The 19,664-nt window shown below is 68.2% G+C and carries 20 protein-coding genes; 7 read left to right on the forward strand and 13 right to left on the reverse strand.

Annotated features, from left to right (window positions below):
* The first annotated feature begins 14 nt into the window (after positions 1-14).
* The gene (locus JE033_RS07085; protein ID WP_090147360.1) at positions 15-1,199 is read left to right on the forward strand and encodes an ROK family transcriptional regulator; all 1,185 of its coding nucleotides are present in this window, start codon (positions 15-17) and stop codon (positions 1,197-1,199) included.
* A gap of 9 nt (positions 1,200-1,208) precedes the next feature.
* Here JE033_RS07085 and JE033_RS07090 read toward each other — a convergent pair whose 3' ends face one another.
* From JE033_RS07090 to JE033_RS07100, 3 genes are all read right to left on the reverse strand, one after another.
* On the reverse strand, positions 1,209-2,141 hold the full coding sequence (locus JE033_RS07090) for an aldo/keto reductase family oxidoreductase (RefSeq protein WP_200330376.1): 933 nt from the start codon (positions 2,139-2,141) through the stop codon (positions 1,209-1,211).
* A 47-nt stretch (positions 2,142-2,188) separates the two neighbouring features.
* The gene (locus JE033_RS07095; protein ID WP_200330378.1) at positions 2,189-3,157 is read right to left on the reverse strand and encodes an aldo/keto reductase; all 969 of its coding nucleotides are present in this window, start codon (positions 3,155-3,157) and stop codon (positions 2,189-2,191) included.
* 97 nt (positions 3,158-3,254) lie between these two features.
* Entirely contained in the window at positions 3,255-3,851 is a 597-nt protein-coding gene (locus JE033_RS07100; protein ID WP_200330380.1) for an excalibur calcium-binding domain-containing protein, read from the reverse strand.
* A gap of 340 nt (positions 3,852-4,191) precedes the next feature.
* Here JE033_RS07100 and JE033_RS07105 point away from each other — a divergent pair, with 340 nt between their 5' ends.
* Positions 4,192-4,476, forward strand: a complete 285-nt coding sequence (locus JE033_RS07105; RefSeq protein ID WP_200330382.1) for a hypothetical protein — start codon at positions 4,192-4,194, stop codon at positions 4,474-4,476.
* On the opposite strand, the gene JE033_RS07110 is transcribed toward JE033_RS07105, so the two are convergent.
* Positions 4,463-5,371 carry a PfkB family carbohydrate kinase gene (locus JE033_RS07110; protein WP_200330384.1) on the reverse strand — a complete coding sequence of 303 codons (909 nt, stop codon included), beginning with the start codon at positions 5,369-5,371 and terminating at the stop codon, positions 4,463-4,465. The two genes, JE033_RS07105 and JE033_RS07110, sit on opposite strands and share 14 nt — an antisense overlap.
* Positions 5,372-5,530: 159 nt before the next feature.
* Between JE033_RS07110 and JE033_RS07115 the strand changes: the two genes are divergently transcribed.
* Genes JE033_RS07115 through JE033_RS07125 form a run of 3 tightly spaced genes read left to right on the forward strand, consistent with a single transcriptional unit; the run spans position 5,531 to position 7,763 of the window.
* Positions 5,531-6,331: a glycosyltransferase family 2 protein gene (locus JE033_RS07115; protein WP_336662676.1), complete on the forward strand. Its 801-nt coding sequence runs from the start codon at positions 5,531-5,533 to the stop codon at positions 6,329-6,331.
* Positions 6,328-7,194: an endonuclease/exonuclease/phosphatase family protein gene (locus JE033_RS07120; RefSeq protein WP_200330388.1), complete on the forward strand. Its 867-nt coding sequence runs from the start codon at positions 6,328-6,330 to the stop codon at positions 7,192-7,194. Before JE033_RS07115 ends, JE033_RS07120 begins: the two co-directional genes overlap by 4 nt.
* On the forward strand, positions 7,191-7,763 hold the full coding sequence (locus JE033_RS07125; protein ID WP_200330390.1) for a hypothetical protein: 573 nt from the start codon (positions 7,191-7,193) through the stop codon (positions 7,761-7,763). Before JE033_RS07120 ends, JE033_RS07125 begins: the two co-directional genes overlap by 4 nt.
* 26 nt (positions 7,764-7,789) lie before the next feature.
* Here JE033_RS07125 and JE033_RS07130 read toward each other — a convergent pair whose 3' ends face one another.
* The 6 genes from JE033_RS07130 to JE033_RS07155 are packed head-to-tail and all read right to left on the reverse strand — an operon-like array spanning position 7,790 to position 14,118.
* Positions 7,790-8,638, reverse strand: a complete 849-nt coding sequence (locus tag JE033_RS07130; RefSeq protein WP_200330392.1) for an ABC transporter ATP-binding protein — start codon at positions 8,636-8,638, stop codon at positions 7,790-7,792.
* Entirely contained in the window at positions 8,635-9,429 is a 795-nt protein-coding gene (locus JE033_RS07135) for an ABC transporter ATP-binding protein (protein ID WP_200330394.1), read from the reverse strand. Before JE033_RS07135 ends, JE033_RS07130 begins: the two co-directional genes overlap by 4 nt.
* A 5-nt stretch (positions 9,430-9,434) precedes the next feature.
* Positions 9,435-10,283 (reverse strand): ABC transporter permease, encoded by an 849-nt coding sequence (locus JE033_RS07140; RefSeq protein WP_090146305.1) that lies wholly within the window; start codon positions 10,281-10,283, stop codon positions 9,435-9,437.
* Positions 10,280-11,230, reverse strand: coding sequence for an ABC transporter permease (locus JE033_RS07145; protein ID WP_200330396.1), 951 nt, complete (start codon positions 11,228-11,230; stop codon positions 10,280-10,282). The genes JE033_RS07140 and JE033_RS07145 overlap by 4 nt, the downstream gene beginning before the upstream one ends.
* 5 nt (positions 11,231-11,235) lie before the next feature.
* Positions 11,236-12,882, reverse strand: a complete 1,647-nt coding sequence (locus JE033_RS07150; protein ID WP_200330398.1) for an ABC transporter substrate-binding protein — start codon at positions 12,880-12,882, stop codon at positions 11,236-11,238.
* A gap of 21 nt (positions 12,883-12,903) precedes the next feature.
* On the reverse strand, positions 12,904-14,118 hold the full coding sequence (locus tag JE033_RS07155) for a C45 family peptidase (protein ID WP_200330400.1): 1,215 nt from the start codon (positions 14,116-14,118) through the stop codon (positions 12,904-12,906).
* 121 nt (positions 14,119-14,239) lie between these two features.
* Between JE033_RS07155 and JE033_RS07160 the strand changes: the two genes are divergently transcribed.
* Positions 14,240-15,127, forward strand: a complete 888-nt coding sequence (locus tag JE033_RS07160; RefSeq protein WP_234037114.1) for a MurR/RpiR family transcriptional regulator — start codon at positions 14,240-14,242, stop codon at positions 15,125-15,127.
* 24 nt (positions 15,128-15,151) lie between these two features.
* Here the strand turns inward: JE033_RS07160 and JE033_RS07165 are convergent, their stop codons facing one another.
* Together JE033_RS07165 and JE033_RS07170 are read right to left on the reverse strand one after the other, a co-directional pair.
* Positions 15,152-17,323 carry an ATP-dependent Clp protease ATP-binding subunit gene (locus JE033_RS07165; protein ID WP_090146295.1) on the reverse strand — a complete coding sequence of 724 codons (2,172 nt, stop codon included), beginning with the start codon at positions 17,321-17,323 and terminating at the stop codon, positions 15,152-15,154.
* A 116-nt stretch (positions 17,324-17,439) separates the two neighbouring features.
* The gene (locus JE033_RS07170; protein WP_200330402.1) at positions 17,440-18,081 is read right to left on the reverse strand and encodes a TMEM175 family protein; all 642 of its coding nucleotides are present in this window, start codon (positions 18,079-18,081) and stop codon (positions 17,440-17,442) included.
* Positions 18,082-18,182: 101 nt separating this feature from the next.
* On the opposite strand from JE033_RS07170, the gene ddaH reads away from it, so the two are divergent.
* On the forward strand, positions 18,183-18,953 hold the full coding sequence (ddaH, locus tag JE033_RS07175) for a dimethylargininase (RefSeq protein ID WP_305068651.1): 771 nt from the start codon (positions 18,183-18,185) through the stop codon (positions 18,951-18,953).
* Positions 18,954-19,006: 53 nt separating this feature from the next.
* Here ddaH and JE033_RS07180 read toward each other — a convergent pair whose 3' ends face one another.
* Positions 19,007-19,663 carry a TetR family transcriptional regulator gene (locus JE033_RS07180; RefSeq protein ID WP_346728787.1) on the reverse strand — a complete coding sequence of 219 codons (657 nt, stop codon included), beginning with the start codon at positions 19,661-19,663 and terminating at the stop codon, positions 19,007-19,009.
* Between the last annotated feature and the right edge of the window lies 1 nt (position 19,664).

Below are 19,664 nucleotides of genomic sequence, written 5' to 3' on the forward strand. Positions count from 1 at the left end.
TTACTGAAAGTGTGATCGTGCCATCTGCGCCCCCAGAACCTGGAGCCTCGACCGCCGGAGCGCTCCTGCAGCTGTTCCGCGACGGAGCGCCACGCACACGGGCGAATCTCGCCCAACTCACCGGACTGTCACGCCCCACCGTCGCCCAGCGCATTGACCAGCTGATCGACCTCGGTCTCATCGCCCCCGTCGCCGACGCGGCCTCCACCGGTGGACGGCCCTCGGCGCAGCTCGCCTTCAACCCGCGCGCCCGCGTCGTCCTCGCAGCCGACCTCGGCGCCCTGCACGCCCGCGTGGCGGTCACCGACCTGCGCGGCGAACTCCTCGCCGAGATCTCGACACCGCGAGAGATCTCCTCCGGCCCCGAGGCGGCGATCGACTGGATCCTCGACTCCGCCGAAGAGCTCCTCCCCAGCCTCGGCTACGACGTTTCGCAGGTCGCCGGAGTCGGCATCGGCGTCCCCGGTCCCGTCGAGTTCTCGACCGGGCGGCCGATCAATCCGCCCATCATGCCTGGATGGGACCGCTTCGACATCCCCTCAGCCATCCGCGCCCGGATCGACGCGCCCGTGCTCGTCGACAATGACGTGAACATCATGGCCCTCGGTGAACTCTCCACCTCGTGGAACGGGGTCACCGACCTCATTTTCGTGAAGGTCGCGAGCGGGATCGGCGCCGGAATCGTCTCGGGCGGATCACTCCGCCGCGGAGCCAACGGAGCTGCGGGCGACATCGGGCACATCGCCCTCGCCCGGGCTGCAGACACGCCGTGCCCGTGCGGCAACCGCGGCTGCCTCGAAGCCGTCGCCTCGGGGCGCGCGCTCGCCCGCGAGCTGAGCACCGAGGAGACGCCCCTGCACCGCCCGAGCGAGGTGGTCGCGCTCGCGAAAGCCGGCGACGTGCACGCCATTCAGCTGATCCGGCAGGCGGGGCGCGACATCGGAGAGGTGCTGACCGCGTGCGTCTCGATCATGAACCCCTCGGCCATCGTCATCGGCGGCACCATGGCGCAGGCGGCAGAGCATCTCGTCGCCGGCGTGCGCGAGGTCGTCTACGCGCGGTCGATCCCGCTCTCCACGGAGCAGCTCACCATCGCGCCGTCGCTCGCCGCAGGCAACGCCGCGATCTACGGCGCCGCGCAGCTCGCCATCGACGCCGCACTCGCACCGGAACGCATCACCGCAGCCCTCGGCGGGTAACGAATCCCGTTACGGAACGGTGTACCCTGCCGCACGGAAGAGCTCGTACCACTCGGCGCGCGTCAGCGTGACATCCGAGCCCTGGGCCGCGGCGGCGACGCGGTCGGGCGACGTCGTTCCGAGCACCACCTGCATGCGCGCCGGGTGGCGGGTGATCCACGCAACGGCGATCGCTTCCGGCGGCACCCCGTACTGCGCGGCGAGGCGCTCGATCACCGCGTTCAGCTCGGGATAGCGATCCGACCCCAGGAAGGGGCCGTCGAAGAAGTTCGCCTGGAAGGGCGACCAGGCCTGCACGGTGATGTCGTGGAGCCGGCAGTAGTCGACCACGCCGTCGTCGCGGGTCACGGATTGCGGTAGGCCCTGCATGTTCGCGGCGATGCCCTGGGCGATCATCGGCGAATGCGTGATCGACAGCTGCAGTTGATTCGCGACGAGCGGCTGGGTCACGTACTTGCGCAACAGGTCGATCTGCCGAGGCGTGTGGTTCGAGACACCGAAGGCGCGCACCTTGCCTGACGCCGAGAGCTCGTCGAACGCCCGCGCCACCTCTTCCGGCTCGACGAGCGCGTCGGGCCGGTGCAGCAGCAGAATGTCGAGGTAGTCGGTGCCGAGGGCGTCGAGCGAACCGTGCACCGACTCCACGATGTGCTCGTACGAGAAATCGAAGTAGGGGCCGTCTTTCACGATGCCAGCCTTCGACTGGATCACCCACTGCTCCCGCTCCGACGGCGTCAGACGCAGGGCCTCCGCGAAACGGCGCTCGCACCCGTGCAGCGGGTCCCCGTAGATGTCGGCATGGTCGAGGAAGGTGATGCCGGCATCGCGCGCGGCTCCCACGAGCGTACGCACCTCGTCGTCTGACTTGTCTTGGATGCGCATCAGCCCCAGCACGACGTCGGAAACGATGAGGTCGGTGCCCGGCAGTGTGAAAGTCCGCATGCGGCTCACACTACCGGGCGACGGCGATCACGTCAGCGGGTTTCCCGTCAGGCGGAAGCGGCCGTAATATTCGCGAGCTCCGCATCCGAGAGCTCGAGCGACAGCGACGCGAGCAGGGCGGGCAGCTGCTCGAGGTTGCGTGCGCTGGCGATTGGCGCCGCGACCGTCGGCTGCTGCCGCAGCCAGGCGAGGGAGACCGCGGCGACGGGCGCGTCGTGGGCTGCGGCCGCGGCGTCCAACGCCTCCAGCACGGCACGGCCCCGGTCGTCGAGGTACTCAGCCGCTTCACCCGCGCGCGGGCTCGCGCCAGCAGCGGTTGCGTCATCGGCGTCGCGGTACTTGCCCGCGAGGAACCCCTTCGCCAAGGAGAAGTACGGGAACACCGCGAGTCCCTCCTCCTCGGCGACCGCGCGCAGACCATTCGTCTCGAAATCGCGCTCGACGAGGTTGTAATGCGGCTGCAGCGCGACCGGCAGGTGGTATCCCCCGTCCCTCGCGATCCGGAACCACTCGGCGACCCGATCGGCCGTGTAGTTCGATACGCCGATCGCCCGCACCTTGCCCGAATCGACGAGCTCCGAGAAGACGGCGACGGTCTCCTCGAGCGGGGTCTCGGCGTCATCGAAGTGCGCGTAGTAGAGGTCGATGCGATCCGTCTGCAACCGCTGCAGCGAAGCATCTGCCGCGGCGCGCACATTCGCCGGGGCGAGGCCGGAGAAGTCGGGGTGCGTCGACACCTTCGTCGCGAGAACGACGGAATCGCGGTTGCGGCGCTCGGCGAACCACTCGCCGATGATCGTCTCGGACTCACCGCCGGAGTTGCCTGGCGCCCACGCCGAGTATCCGTCAGCGGTGTCGACGAAATCACCCCCACCCGCCAAGAACGTGTCGAGCACGTCGAACGACGCGGCTCGATCCGCGGTCCAGCCGAAGACGTTGCCGCCCAGTGCGAGCGGTGCAATGTCGAGGTCGGAGGTGCCGATGCGGGTCCGTGCGGACTGTCCAGCCTGGGTCATGAGATCTCCTTCGCGGTTCGGGCCACCCTGCGGTGCTTCCACTGGAAGCTAACAGGGCGCCCCGCGCGCGCATTCCTTTGTGACGCGGTGCGACGAGTCACTCGCAGGCGACGCCGTCTCCGTCACGATCGAGATGCGATGCATACCCGGGCGAACTGGCGTAGAGCGGCGACGCACCAGCAGCGCGTGCCGCAGAGCAATTCTCGTAGTAGGTTGCCGTCGTCGTGGGCGGAGCTGCCTCCTCCACCACAGGCGTCTCGACGAACTGCACTGGCTGAGACGAGGCTTCCAGCTCGGCCACTTGAGCCGTCAGCACCTCGTTGCTGCTCGCCAGCTCCGCGACCCGCGACAGGTTCGCTTGCACTTCGGCTTCGAGTTCACTCGTACGCTCCACCTGCTCCTCGAGCTCTCGGTGCGCGTCTACTGATTCCTGCTCCGCATCGTCCGCCAACTCTTCTGCCTCTGCAGCTGCGAGGTTCGCGTTCACAAGCTCCGACTTGAGATCCTGCTCAGCGCCGGCGAGCGAACTGCGTTCTGCCGCACTGCCAGTCGCACCCGTTGCCGATCCCAGACCGAAGGCGAGCACGGAACAGATCAACGGAACACCGACCGAAAGCCATTTGCTGCGCTTGCGCGGATCGGCCGAGGTCGGCTGACCTGCCTGTTGAGGTGCGTGGGGAGCCCATTGCGTCATTGCGTATACCCATTTCTGAGGCGTTCATGTGGAAGACAAATGTTCAGAATATGGTCGTAGGCGGCCGCGCGCAGCGCCGACGGCCGCATTTAACCCGCTATTTCACCCGACGCGCCCACGCGCCGAAACGGCAGGAGCACCCATCAGCATCGTGCTCCCGGTGTCGCCGAAGCGGCCGCGTCGAACGGGGCGGTGCGACAGTCGCGCACCGCCCCGCACCATCTCGCCGCATCAACCGCGGAATTATACGTCACAACGCGATCTTTTGACAGCACTCCTCGGATTCCCTGTATAGCGGCGACCATTGAATCCCAGAACGAGAGGAAAAGTGAGACCGACGATGAACCTCATGGCGCACGCTCCACATATCGCTCTGATCGAGTTGCAAGAAAGGCTGAACAAGCGCATGGCTATCGAGTACGCAGAACACCCCTTCTCCGAGTTGCCGACGGAGGAACAACGGGAAGTGCTGGCACGCATGGCTCGGGAGCGCCAAGCACGCTGGGAGGCCGCAATGCGGGAGGCGGGCCGCACGACATCGCGCATCCCGGACGCATCGGCGCGTCGTTATGCGGATACGGTACGCCCCACAGGGGACGGGTCCATTCCGCTCATTCATGGGTGAAGCGGGTGAACCCTCCGAACTGCTGCACCGCGGTCGACGCAGCCTCGGAGGCGCGTCGGCCGAGATCCCGCGCTGATTCGTCACGGATCAGACCCGTCACGAGACCCGCGACGAAGGCGTCGCCGGCACCGGTGCGGTCGACGACGGGAGCGTCCCCGAACGGGAAGAACTGAGAGCCCCCTTCCCAGGCCACGAGATCACCCGCCCCCGAGACGGACAGTGCGACGACGGACGGGCCGCGGCGCAGGAGCTCTTCCGCCGCCCGCTGGGCATCGTCCGTGCTCGCGATCGTGCGCCCGGTGAGCGCCTCGGCTTCGTCTGCATTCGCTCGGACGACGTGTGCGTGCGCGAGCAGGGGCGCCCCGTATGCACCGTCGGCGCCACCTTCGACGGCACCGTCGAGGACGATTCGGGCATTCGGCGCGAGTTGGGCCGCGCGCAGCAGCACCGCGGCGGGTTGGCGCAGCTGGAGCACGACCACGCGCGCCGCTTCGAGCACCGGTGCGGCGCGGCGGAGGTCTTCCTCACGCACGTCCGCTTCCGGCGGCACGTGCTCGAAGATCCGGCGCTCGCCGGCGCCGGTCACGAGATCGAGGAACAACGACGTCGCACCGCGCCGCGCAACCGGTGCAGTGTCGATGCCGAGTTCGTGCGCATCTTCGAGTACCGCCTCGCCGGCCCGGTCGGCGCCGAGCGCCGCGATCAGCGTGACGTGACACTCGGGGCTGAGCTGCCGAACCCCGGAGGCGATGTTCGCGCCTTTTCCGCCGAGTCGTTCCATGCGTTCCGAGACGCTCACCGACGCGCCGGCTTCTGGAAGAGTCGTCGCGCCCAGCGCGAGATCCCTCCCGGCAGACCCCAGGACGACCACGCGGTGCGAATTCTCGGCGACCATGTCGATCATGGTAGATCGCGCTCATGACCGGCGGCACAGGGTTGCCGACGCCTGAGGCGACCGGTAGACCGAATGCGCGCCGCTGCTGGGCACCCCTCAGCGATCGCCGCGCTCGCCCCGCTACGCTGGCCTGCAGAGCAAGAGGCCTGGGGGTGGCGCGTGGACGGGGATCATGACTCGACCGTATCCGTCGTGATTCCCGTGAAAGACGACGCGCCGCTGCTGGCCCGCTGCCTCCGCGCACTCGCGGAGCAGACGCGCGCGCCGCACGAGATCATCGTCGTCGACAACAACTCCCAGGACGACTCTGCCCGAGTCGCACGTGACGCCGGCGCGACCGTGGTTCCCTGCGCAGCGCCGGGCATTCCGGCGGCGAGCGCGACCGGCTACGACGCGGCGTCGAGCGACTACGTGCTGCGCCTCGACGCGGACTGCCTGCCCGAGCCGACGTGGATCGCGACCTTCGCCGGGGCGCTCGACGCGCGGCGCGATGTCGCCGTCGTCACCGGAGGCGCGCACTTCGTCGACGGGCCGAAGCCGCTCCGGCGGATCGCCGCGGCGATCTATCTGGGCATGTACGTCGCGACGACCTCTCCGGCGCTCGGACACTCGCCGGTCTTCGGATCGAACCTCGGGTTCCGGCGCTCGGCCTGGCTCGCCGTGCGCGACGAGGTGCATCTGCACGCCGGCATCCACGACGACCTGGACCTCGCGTATCACTTCGGCGAGCGGCACCGCATTCGTCGTGTGCGCACGCCGGTGATGGGCATGTCGATGCGGCCGCTGTCGTCGGTCGGCGGGTTCGCGCGACGCACCGCATGGGCGTTCCGCACGGTGCTGCTGCACTGGCCCGCCGATTTTCCGTCGGTGCGGTGGATCCGCCTCGCGTTGCGGCGCGTGCTGCATCGGCTGGGCGTCCCGACTCCGCGCGCAGCACGGACGCGGCAGGCGCGAGCGTGAGTGCGGGGATCCTCGGGGATGCGACCGCCGAGCCGTCACCCTCCGTGCGTGTGATGACCGCGAACATCCGCCGGCGTCTCGACTGCTGGACGCGACGGGCCGACCGGTGGCCGCTGCGCCGTGATCGGCTGCGGCGACAGCTCCAGATCGCACGCCCGCATCTGCTGGGCGCGCAGGAGGCGCTGCCGAGTCAGACGCGATGGGTGCGCGAATCGCTCGGCGAGGGCTATCGCTTCGTCGGCCACGGCCGAGGCGCCTGCGGTGGCGGCGAAGGCTGCCCCGTGTTCTACGACGCGGCCCGGCTGGAGCTGCTCGACTGGCGCCAGGTCGCACTCTCCGACACCCCGGACCGCGCCGGTTCACGCAGCTGGGGCAACCTGATCCCGCGCGTCGCGGTCGTCGCGCATCTCCGCGACCGTCTCACGTCGACGGAGTTCCGCTGCATCAACACGCATCTCGATCATCTGAGCGGGCGCTCGCGGCTGCGTTCCCTGGAGTACCTGCGCGACGAGATCGCGGCCGAGGCTGGTCCGGCGATCCTCACCGGCGATCTCAACACCGGTCCGGGATCCCCAGCCCTCGATGCGCTTCTCGACGGGGGCGCGCTCGACGACGCGTGGCGCAGCGCGGGCGAACGAGGCAGCGCCGAGTACGCCACCTACGCGAACTACCGCACTCCCAGGCTCGGGCGTCGGCTCGACTGGATCGTGACGACCACCGACATCGATGTGGATCGCGTGGAGATGCTGACGGAGCCCGTGCTGGGCGGTTGGCCGTCTGATCATCTGCCCGTGCTCGCCGAGATGCGACTTCCGCAGCGACTCCCGACGCACCTCCTCAGGAGAGGCAGGGGAACCGGATGAAGGCGAACTTCTTGCGCCCCCCGCGGGGCGGCGCGGAGTACCTGGCCGACGCCCTGCGCATCATCGGCCTGCTCGGGGTGATCGGTGCGGCAATCTGGCTCGAGCCCACCGATGCGGGAATTCTGGCGCTCACCCTTCCCGCGCTCGTCGCACCGCGGTTCCTCGGGGCGCGCGCCGGGTTCGACATCCCGTTCTCGATCATCGTGCTGCTCGCCGCGTGGAGCAACGTCATCGATCTCTATCGCACCGTCGATGGCTGGGACATCGTGATGCACGTCGTCTGCATGGGCGCGCTCGTGCCGATCGCGTATCTCCTCCTCGCGCACTGGAGCATCGTGCCGTCCACGTCGTCCCCGACCTTCCGCAAGCGCGTGCCGATCGTGCTCTACCCCATGCTCGGGCTGGCGCTCGGCGCGGTCTGGGAGATGATCGAATGGGCCGGATTCGTCTTCGTCAGCGACGACATCTTCGTGGAGTACCACGACACGATCAGCGACATGGCGGTCGGGGCGCTCGGGGCGCTCGCGGCTGGCATCGTGCTCGCAGGGGTGCGCCTCGACCGGGAGTGATCGGACCGGGCGTTCCGTGCGGCGCGTCACTCCTCCGACAGCACCGCCATGCGCTGCGTGAACGTCATGCGATCGCGCACCACGCGCTCCGGATCCCAATCGGCGCCGGGAGTGGACGCGATGAGGAGTTGCGTATAGGGGTGCTGCGGGGTGTCGAGCACTCGCCCGGTCGGGCCCTGCTCCACGATCGCCCCGCGAAACAGCACGAGCGTGCGCTGGCACAGCTGCTGCACCACGGCGAGATCGTGACTCACGAAGAGGTAGCTGACCCCGGAATCCCGCTGAATCTCGGCCAGCAGGTCGAGCACCTGAGCCTGGACCGAGACGTCGAGAGCGGAGACCGCCTCATCGAGTACGACCAGTTTCGGCTCGACGGCGAGTGCGCGGGCGATCGCCGCCCGCTGGCGCTGACCGCCCGAGAGCTCATGCGGCTTCGCCGCCGCATGCCGTTCGCTCAACCGCACCTGATCGAGGAGCCGCAGCGCCTCGGCACGCGCGGCGGCCGTCGACGCCGAGCGCCCGTGCAGCCGGAGCGTTCGCTGCAGCATCTCACCGATCGGCAACCGTCGATCCAGCGACCCGTTCGGATCCTGGAAGACCATCTGCACCGCCCGTGCCCGACGCAGTCGCGCGGCGCGGCCGCGAGCGGGGGTGAGGCAGTCGACACCCTCGATGGTGGCCGTGCCGGAATCGGCGCGCTCCAGCCCGACGAGAATCCGCGCGATCGTCGACTTGCCCGATCCCGACTCGCCCACGAGCCCCACCGCTTCTCCGGCGCCGATGCTGAACGAGACCCGGTTCACGGCCGTCACGCCCTCGGTGCGGCGGGCCATGCGGAATACCCGATGCAGGGCATCGACTTCGACGAGACTCATGAGCGCCCCTTCCGAGCGAGAGCTGGCGCAGACTCGATGAGCGTGCGCGTGTACGGGTGCGATGCAGCGTCGAAGAGACCGGGACGCTGCAGCGTTTCGACGATCTCTCCGCGCTGCAGCACGTGGATCCGGTCGCAGATCGCTCCTGCGAGATGCAGGTCGTGCGTGATGAAGAGCATGCCGAGCCCGCGTTCGCGGATCTGGCGCTGGAACATCGCGATGATCTCGGCCTGCGTCGTCACATCGAGCGCGCTCGTTGCCTCGTCGGCGAGGATGAGCTTCGGATCCGTGCTCAACGCCCCCGCGATGACGACGCGCTGCAGCATGCCGCCCGAGAGTTCGTGCGGGTACTGCCGCATCCGGCGTTCAGGGTGCGTGAGTCCGACCTCGGTGAGCAGCGACAGGATGCGCTCGTCGGCTTCGGCCCGACGCATTCCGTGCACCTTGACCAGTCGCTCGGCGAGCGAATCCCCGATGCGGCGCACCGGGTTGAGCGCCGCTCGCGGATCCTGCTGCACGAGCGCGACCGATGACGCCCGCACGCGACGCTGCTCCGTCGCATCCGCCTGCACCATGTCGACGCCGTCCAGCAGAATGCGGCCGGAGATCTCCGCCTCGTCGCCGTACAGCCGGAGCGCGGCGCGCACCGTCGTCGACTTGCCCGAGCCGGATTCACCGACGAGCCCGATGAGCTCGCCGGGTGCTACGTCCACGTCGATGCCGGTGAGAATATGGGCTGAAGTGTCGCCCGCGACGAACGAGAGGTGCAGCTGTTCGATTTCCAAGAGCATGCGGCTCACCCTTTCGCGAGCAGTCGGTCGGCGACGCGCACGCCGATGATGTTGACGGCGATCACTACGAGGGCGATGGCGGCGCCGGGGATGAGCGTGGGCAGGAAGTGCCCCTGGATGATGCCCGCCTGCCCTTCTTGGACCATCAGCCCCCACTCGGAGCTGGGCGGCTGCGCACCGAATCCGAGGAAGCTGAGCGTCGCGAGACTCATGAGCGCTTCCCCGAAGAGCACGACGAGGTACCCGACGAGCGCTGGGAGCAGATTCGGCACGATGGCGCGGAGGCAGATGCCGAGCCCGCCGATGCCCTGCACCCGGTAGGCGTCCACGTACGGGCGCGCGATCTCGCTCAGGGCGAGGCTGCGAGTGTACTTCGCGATCACAGGAGCGTACGCGAGGGCGAGGGCGACGATCGCCGTCACCGGCCCTTTGCCGAAGACGGCGATGACCAGCACGACGAAGAGCAAGCCGGGGAAGGCGAACATGACATCGGTGATGCGGGCGAGGAGCGTGTCGACCCAGCCGCCCCGCCACGCGGCGACGACGCCGATGGTGACGCCGAGCACCGTAGCCAGCACCAAGAGGAGTACCGGCCCGATGAGCGTCTCGCCGGCCCCGATGAGCAGACGGGAGAACAGGTCGCGCCCGAGCTGGTCGGTGCCGAGCAGATGACCGCCGCCCGGCCCGGCCCAGATCGCGGCGAAGTCGATCTCGTCGGCGTCGTAGGGAGCGAGTACGGGGCCGAGCAGTGCGGCCCCTGTCACGAGCGCGAGAAAAGCTGCGGAGACCCACGTGCCGAGCGCAGTGCTGCGCCGGCGTTTGCTCTGGAGTCGCGGAAGGATCAGTGCGGTCATGCGGACACCGCCGTTCGGTTGATGCGAGGGTCGAGCACGGGCAGCAGCAGGTCGACGACCGTCGTCACGACCATGTACGCGATGACCATGAAGAGCAGCACGGACTGCACGACAGGGAAGTCGTGGGTGTTGATCGCGTCGACGAGCAGCGAGCCGACGCCTGAGATGCCGAAGACGGTCTCCACCGCGACCGTGCCCGCGATCATGCTGGCGATGACGAGCGCGACCATCGTGATGATCGGCCCCCACGAGCCGCGCAGCACGTGGTCTCGCACGACGAAGCGCTCCGCGAGTCCCGTCGCCCGTGCGGCCTCGACGTGCTCCGACGAGAACTGCTCGATCATCGACTGGCGGGTGACGCGGCTCACGATGGCGAGTGCGCCGATCGCGAGCGTGAGGGCGGGCAGCGTGAGCGCCCAGACGCGTTCGGCACCGCCCGATCCCGCTCCCGCGACCGGGAACCAGCGCAGTTGCACGGCGAAGAGCGACACCAGCGCGATGCCGAGCACGAACGATGGGATGCTCGCGGCGAGGGTCGTACCGCCGACGATCGCGGTATCGGTGGGCTTTCCGCGGCGCACCGCGGCGAGCACGCCGAGTCCGATACCGCCGATGGCGAGCAGGATCGACGCGTACGCGACGAGCGAGAGCGTGATCGGCACGCGTGCGGCGAGGATGTCGCCGACCGGCTGGTGGTATTGGAACGAGCGGCCGAAGTCGCCGGTGACGACGCCCGACGCCCAGTGCCAGTACTGCGCGAGCAGCGGCTCGTCGAGGTGGTACTGCGCGCGAACGCTCGCGATGCGTTCGGGTGTGAGGTTCTCAGGATTGCCGATGAGGAAGGTGACGGGATCGCCCGGCGCCGCGTACATCGCGGCGAAGATGATGAAGGAGGCGATCACGAGGGTCAGCAGCATGCCGCCGACCCGTCGCAGGGCGCGGACCATCGGGATCAGCCCTCCGCCGTTCCGAGGTCGGCGGCCCACGGGTAGTAGATGAAGGCCGCCGAGGACGGCACTCCGGTCACCGCGTCCGACATGACCAGCGTGGATGGCGTGGCGACGACCGGAATCCAGACGGCGTTCTCGACCCATCGTTGCTGCAGGTCGATGGTGAGCTCCGCGCGCTCGGCATCGTCGGTCGCGGCGTACGCCTCGTCGACGATCCGGTCGTACTCGGGATCCTGGAAGACGCCGAAGTTCACGCTCGCATCCGACTTCCCGTTCTTGTAGAAGCCGAGCGGGTCGTTCTTCGAGATGTAGTACTCGTCGGGCCAGAGATCTGCTTGACCTCGGAGTTCCGCGTCGGAGTAGAAGTCGCCGTACTGCGCCTGCGGCACCACGAGGATCTCCGCCTCGAGCCCAATGCCCTTCGCAGCGGCGACCAGGGCGTTGGCGATCACGTTGTGCGATGACGACCCGTTCGATGCGACGACGAGCTGCTCACCTGCGGCACCGGCGTCGGCGATGAGCTGCTCGGCCTGCGCGAGATCGTCTTCGCTGGGTGTGGCGGGAGCTCCGTCGAGCTCGTCGAACGCGGCTTCGAACGCCTCGACCTCGTAGCCCCAGGCGCCTGCACCGACCGGCGTCTTCCACGGTTGCGCCAGCCCGCTGAATGCCGCGGCTGCGACACCTTCGCGGTCGAGGGCGAGGGAGAGGGCGCGTCGTACAGCGGCGTCCGTCAGGATCCCTCGATCGGTCGTCTCGAGCACCCACGCGTTCGTCGAGGGCCCCTGGAAGACCGAGACGTCGGCGCTCTGCGCGAAGGCGGCAGCCGATCCGGCGTTCTCCAGGTACGCGCCCTGCGCTTCTCCTGCCGTGAGGCTGTTGGCGATGGCCGATTCGTCTGCCCAGCGGAAGACGACCTGCTCGGCGCTCGCATCGATGTCGGTGTTCCAGTATCCGTCGAACTTCTCGATCGTGAGCTGGGATCCCGGCTCCCACGCGGTGATCTGGTACGGGCCGCTGCACGCTGAAGCGGAGCCGGGCCCGCCGAAGTCGTCGCCCTCGGCTTCGATCACCCGGGGGTTCCACACGATTCCGCCGTCGCCCGCCATCGCCTGCAGGAAGATGGCGTCGGGCTGCGTCATGGTCACCGTGATCTGGTCGTCACCGGTCTGGTCCATCGAGACGACGTTCTGATACTCGTCCGATTCCGCGGCGCCCTCTGCAGCATGGCGCTGCATGCTCCAGAGGACGTCGCCCGTCGAGACCTGGCTCCCGTCGTGGAAGGTCGCGTCCTGTCGAATGGTGAACACGACGTGCGTGTCATCGATCCACTCGGCTTCGGACGCGATGCCGTTGCCGAGCGTCAGATCGGGCTGCACCTGCATGAGCCGGTCGCAGACATTCGCGAGCACGGTGTCGTCGGCGGTGGTGGCGTCGATGTCGGAATCCATGGTGGTGGGCTCGCTGCCCAGCATCCAGGTGACGGAATCGATCGGGCCCGCCGCGGCGGGCGTCATGTCGCCGAAAGGCGCTTCGAGCGGAGTTGATTCAGCGGAGGATCCGCCCGAGCCCGAGCAACCGGTCAGCGCGAGCGCGGCGGCCGCGCTCAGCCCGAGGGCCACCCGGGCTCCCGTCTGCAGTGATTTCTTCATTGAAATGTCTCCTTCTCAGCTTCAGTGCTGGTCTACAGCGATGTGTTGCGTGCGGATTTCGGGGATCTCGTCGTGCTCCGAGCCACCGGGGCCGTCGTACAGGTTCCAGGGGAGCAGTTCGTACTCGGTCTCGCACGGGAAGCCGGGCGCCACACGGTACTCGCCGGTGGTGAGGTCGACGCAACTCGACAGCAGCGTCGACCACTGCTTCAGGCGCGGGGAGCTCGAGTCGGGGTGCGTGCAGACGCCCTCGGGGAATCCGAGGTGATCCGACATCGCCGCACGCACGAGTGCCAGGCTCTCGTCGGCGTCTCGCGCTGCGGCCACGCGGTCGAGGCCGGCTTTCACACGCGGCAGGCGCAGCAGTGAATCAGCGGAAACGGGCCGGTAGTGCCCGGCGAGCTGGGGCGGCACCGAGGCCTGGAAATGGTTGGTGTGCGCGATCACGCCCTGCGCATCGGGGAAGATCCAGTCGACGCCGTGCGGGGTGGTCTCGAGGTCGATCCCGTATCCGCTCCGGTGGGCGAGCAGGGCGTTGCTCGCGATGTGGGGGCGCGTCTTCACCAGTGTCTTCAGTGCGCCTGCGAGGTCGTTCCGGTCGAGCACGAGGCGGCGGATGATCGTCTGCGGGAGGCCGATCTCGCTGCCAAAACTGCCGCCGAGGCCGTTGGCGTTCAGCGCGATCCCTGCGGAGTTCGCGCCGTGCCGACCGACTTGGCCGGCTTCGAGCTGCATGATGACGGTGGGCAAGGGATCCTGCACGATGCGGAGCACGAGGGTGGTGCCAGCGGTCAGCGTGCGCCAGTCCCAGTTCTGGCCGACCAGTGTGTGCCCGGTACCACTCGCCTGCCCGGTGAGGAAGAACGATGTGCAGCCGTCAACGGCGTCGCGTTCGTCGTCGGCCGCTGCGGACTCCGCGCTGCGCGTCTGATGGTTGTAGACGAACTCTCCGCGCACATTGAGCGTCACGATCTCGAGGAATGAGACGCCCGCCCCTTCGGCGATGCCCCGCATCTCATCGACCAGGTGGGGTGCCAGTCGCTCCGATACCGGCAACCACTGGGCCGCGGATTCGGTGATCTCGGCCCAGGTCATCCCGGTCTGCTGCGTGAGCGCTTCCGAGTAGTATCCGATGGCTGCTGCGATGAGGTCGCTCGCTCCGGCGCCGTACTGGCGGCCGCGTTCACGCGGCGTTCCGCTCACCTCGAGCACTCGAATGCCGGTTGCTGCGCCCATCCTGACCCCTTATCCGATCACCGTTCTCCGGCGATCCCGCTTGCGCTCTCCCGCTCCCGGGAGAATGATGAGTGGAACATCCATTACGGAATTACCATCATTAGGACAGAACGATACAGCAATGGAACCGTTTGTAACAAGTGATACGGAGAACCGTGCGCTGACCCGCCTCAGGGAGCGCATCGCGGAGCGCTGGGATGGACTCGCCAAATCGGAGCGCGCGGTGAGTCGGGTGCTCACCGCGATGTCGGCGGAGCGGCTGCTCTATGCGAGCGCCGCCGAACTCGGCGCGCAGAGCAAGACGTCCAACGCGTCGGTGGTGCGGACGCTGCAGACGCTCGGCTACGCAGGCCTCTCGGAACTCAAGCAGGAGGTCGCGGCGCCCTTCAGCTCCAGCGTTGCGCCCGAGGTCAGACTTCGCAGCCGCCTCGAGCACCTCGGGCAGGACCTCGGTCAGATCCAGCGCGAGATCTGGAGCGAGGCGCAGGATCTGGTGGCACTCGCGAGCCGCGCGAACAGCGACGCCCAGTACTCGACCGCGGTCAATCTCATCGTGCACGCCGACACCGTGTTCTGCTACGGACTGGGCGCGTCGGGCGTCGCGGCCGACCACCTCGCACTGCGCCTGCGCCGCATCGGGGTCGGCACGCGGAGACTCGCGACCGACGGCTTCAGGCTCGCCGACGAGGTGATGAGCCTCGGCGCGCGCGACCTGCTGGTGATCTTCGCACCGGGACGCGTCACGCGCGACATCGAGGCCCTGCTCGACCAGGCTCAGCTCGTGGGCGCCAGCGCGCTGCTCATCACGGACGAACTGCACGAGCAGCTCGGAGCACGGGTCACGGCATCGCTCACCGCACCGCACACGCCGACGGGCCTCACCGCGGAGGGCATCGCCGGTATTCTCACGGGCGACGTGCTCGTGCAAGGCGTCTCCGCCGTCGGCCCGGACACCGCGCTCCGCTCGTCCCAGGCCCTCAACGACTTGCGGGGGCGCCTCGGCTACTGAGGCGCACCCGCAGATCCGCTCGCCCTACACGCCCGGCATCACCGAGAGCTCCAGCGCGTCGCCGTCGGCCGCGACATCGACGCGCACCGCCGAACCGTCGCGCACTTCTCCCGACAGGATCGCACGCGCGAGCCGGTCGTCGATCTCCTTCTGCATGAGACGCCGCAACGGCCTGGCGCCGTAGATCGGATCGTATCCCCGCGATGCGAGCCAGCTGCGCGCGTCGGGTGTGACGGCGAGCGTGAGGCGTCGATCCGCCAGCCGCAATTGCAGACGGTCGATCGACAGCTCCACGATCTGAGCGAGATCGGCTTCGCTGAGCGGTCGGAAGATCACCATCTCGTCGAGTCGGTTGATGAACTCCGGCTTGAACGCACGTCGCACCGTCTCTCGCACCGCGCTCTCCTTGTCGCTCCACACCATGTCGGGGTCGATCAGGTACTGGCTGCCGAGGTTCGAGGTGAGGATCAGGATGACGTTGCGGAAGTCGACCGTGCGGCCCTGCCCATCGGTCAGCCGTCCGTCGTCGAGCACCTGCAGCAGCACGTCGAACACCTCCGGGTGCGCCTTCTCGACCTCGTCGAGCAGCACCACCGAGTAGGGACGGCGACGCACCGCCTCGGTCAGCTGGCCGCCCTGCTCGTAGCCCACGTACCCCGGAGGCGCACCGACGAGACGCGAGACCGAGTGCTTCTCACCGTATTCCGACATGTCGATGCGCACCATGGCGTGCTCGTCGTCGAAGAGGAACTCGGCGAGCGCTTTGGCGAGCTCGGTCTTGCCGACACCGGTCGGCCCGAGGAACAGGAACGAACCCGTTGGCCGGTTCGGGTCGGCGATCCCGGCGCGCGTGCGTCGCACGGCGTCGGAGACGGCGCGCACCGCCTCGCCCTGGCCGACCAGCCGCTTCGCGAGCTCGTGCTCGAGCGCGAGCAGCTTCTCGGTCTCGCCCTGCAGCAGGCGCCCGACGGGAATTCCCGTCCACGCCGCCACGACACCGGCGATGTCCTCGTCGGTGACCTGGTCGTTGACCATGCGCTCCTCGCCGTCGACCGCTCCCTGCGCTTCGGCGTCCTCGGCCTCGGTGAGCTGCTTCTGGATGACGGGGATCTCGCCGTACAGCAGCTTGGACGCCTTTTCCAGCTTGCCCTCGCGCTGGGCGACTTCAGCCTCCATCCGCAACTGGTCGAGCTTCTCACGGAGCGCGCCGACGCGGTTCAGCGAGTCGCGCTCGCGCTCCCACCGCGCTTCGAGCTCGTCGAGCTCCGACCGCTTCGCAGCGAGATCGTCACGGAGTTTCGCGAGGCGCTCCTTCGAGGCGTCGTCCTTCTCCTTCTTCAGAGCGAGTTCCTCGAGCTTCAGGCGATCCACTGCACGCCGCAGCTCATCGATCTCGACCGGAGCGGAGTCGATCTCCATGCGCAGGCGGCTCGCCGCCTCGTCGATCAGATCGATGGCCTTGTCCGGCAGCTGCCTGGCCGTGATGTACCGGTCGGAGAGAGCCGCTGCAGCGACGAGCGCGGAATCGGCGATGGTCACCTTGTGGTGCGCCTCGTACCGCTCCTTCAACCCGCGGAGGATCGCCACCGTGTCCGTCACGGACGGTTCGCCGACGTAGACCTGCTGGAAGCGACGCTCGAGCGCGGCGTCCTTCTCGATGTACTCGCGGTACTCGTCGAGGGTGGTGGCTCCGATGAGCCGCAGTTCGCCTCGGGCGAGCATCGGCTTGAGCATCTGCGACGCCGCGACCGAGGACTCTCCGCCGCCTGCCCCCATGAGCGTGTGCAGCTCGTCGATGAACGTGATGAATTTGCCGTCGGAATCCTTGATCTCCTGCAGCACCGCCTTCATGCGCTCTTCGAACTCGCCGCGGTACTTGGCGCCCGCGATGAGTGCTGAGATGTCGAGGGAGATGAGCTCCTTGTTCTTCAGCGACTCCGCGACGTCGCCCGCGACGATGCGCTGGGCGAGCCCTTCGACCACGGCGGTCTTGCCGACGCCGGGGTCGCCGATGAGCACCGGGTTGTTCTTGGTGCGACGCGTGAGCACTTGGCTGACGCGTCGGATCTCGGAGTCGCGTCCGATGACTGGATCGAGCTTGCCCGACCGGGCGACCTCGGTCAGGTTGACTCCGAACTGCTCGAGCGCCGACTGCTGCTCGTCTTCGCCCTGGGCGGGCGTCCAATTGGCCTGCATGTGGGGTCCTCTCTCGATCAATCTCGGTGTGCGGGCGACTTTTCTGGTCGGTGATCAGGAAGTCCCGCAAACTTGAGTGATAATGACTCAAGTTTAGCCGCTCCTGCAAGAATGCGCTAGGACCGGACTCCGATCATCCGTCCGATGAGCCGCTGCGCCGGCGCCGACAGCAGCATGACGAGCATCGACCAGTACCCGAGAGCGGGAATCGCGAGCGCGAGCAGCAGCGCAGCGCCGAAGAGGATCACGAGCGAGAGATCGAGCGCGAGCCCTTCGAGCACGGCGCCGCGGGGCGCGCGGTGCAGTGCGGGGTGCGCGCGGAGAAAGAGGCGCACGAACAGGGATGCCAGAGCGGCGAGGACCAGACTGCCGATGTACAGCGTTCTCGCGACGCCGTCGTCATCATCCATGCGCCCGGCGATCGCGGTGGCGACGGGAAGCCAGACGATCGTGAGCAGCCAGCCCGCCAGCAGCCACATGAATGACGACGTCACGCGCTCGACATCGGCGAAGAGCCGGTGATGGATCATCCAGAACATGGCGATCAGCACGAAACTCAGCACGAAGCTCAGCAGCTGCCCCGTGTGATCACCGAGCCAGGTCAGCGCATCGTCGCCGGCTCCGGCGACCTCGCCCACGCTCTCCATGAGCGGCAGGATCAGGAGCGTGAGGGCGATCGCGACGACGCCGTCGACGAACGCGGTGACGCGCTCAGCGCCGGATCCGACCTGCTCACGGGGTACGGCCTCAGCTGCCATGTGGTCAGTGTAAGCGCGGGCGTCCCTCACGCGCAGCTGTCGTCTTCCGGCGCCCGATAGCCTGGGTACGACCCGTACCCGACCTCGAAGGAATCACACTGATGTCGAAGATCGCCCTCGTGCGCAAGCCCAGCCCCCTGCTCGACAACGGAATCGTCGACCACATCGAGAAGGTGGCGGTGGACCTCGAGCGCGCGCTCGAGGAGTGGCAGGGGTACGTTGCGGCGCTGCGCTCGCACGGCTGGGAGACGATCGAGGTCGATGCCGCCGACGATTGCCCGGATTCCGTGTTCATCGAGGACACGGTCGTCATGTTCCGCAACGTCGCCGTGATCTCGCGCCCCGGTGCCGACAGCCGCAAGCCCGAGACCGCCGGCACGCGCAAAGCACTCGAAGAGCTCGGCCTGCCGATCGCCGAGATTCGCGAACCCGGCACCCTCGACGGCGGCGACGTGCTCAAGGTCGGCGACACCGTCTACGTCGGCCGCGGCGGCCGCACGAACGCCGAGGGCGTCGCGCAGCTGCGTCGCATCCTGGCCCCGCTGGGCGCGAAGGTCGTCGGCGTCCCGGTCACGAAAGTGCTGCACCTCAAGACCGCGGTGACCGCGCTCCCCGACGGCACGGTCATCGGCTACCCGGAGTTCGTCGACAACTCCGACATCTTCGATCGCTTCCTCCCCGTGCCGGAGCCGCACGGCACGGCCGTCGTCTGCTTGAGCGAATCCGAGCTCATCATCTCCGCTTCCGCTCCCCGGACCGCGGAGATGCTGCGCGACCTCGGGTACACCGTGACGGAGGTCGCGCTCGCGGAGTACGAGAAGCTCGAGGGCTGCCCCACCTGCCTCTCGGTGCGGGTGCGCAACGCCCACTGAGACGTCGAGCTGATCCCGCGCCCCGAGCCGCTCCTCGCGCACGCCGCGCGGGATCAGTCGCGTCGGCCCGCCGACGCTCCGTTCGTCAGCCAGGAGACCACGATGTCACCGATGACGCCGCGCAGCCGTTCCCGGCGCTCGTCGTCGCGCATGTCGACGCCGAACAGAAATCCGAAGGTGTGCTGGTTGGCGACCTGGAACACGCAGTACGAGCTGATCAGCATGTGCACTTCGAGGGCGTCGACGTCGTCGCGGAACACCCCGTCAGCGCACCCGCGCGCTAAGACGTCCTCGAGAATTCCGAGCGCAGGCCGACTCGCCTCGCGAAGCGAATCGAGTCGGCGGATGAAGCGCCCGTGATGCACGTTCTCGACCGCGACGAGGCGGATGAACGCCTCGTGCTCGAGATGGTGGTCGTAGGTGAGCTCGGCGAGGCGGCGCACCGCTTCGAGCGGCGCGAGCCCCGCGACGTCGAGCCCTCGCTCCGCCTCGCGAATACCGAGATACGCCTGCTCGAGCACCGCCACGTACAGGCCCTCTTTGCTCCCGAAGTAGTAGTAGATCATCCGCTTCGTGGTGCGCGTGCGCATCGCGATCTCATCGACGCTCGTGCCCGTGAACCCCGACTCCGAGAACGCCGCCGTCGCCATCTCGAGCAGTTCGGCGCGTGTCCGATCCGCGTCCCGCTGCCGGTCCTTGGTCTGCGTCACG

The sequence above is a fragment of the Leucobacter sp. L43 genome (assembly GCF_016597785.1).
Lineage (GTDB): Bacteria > Actinomycetota > Actinomycetes > Actinomycetales > Microbacteriaceae > Leucobacter > Leucobacter alluvii.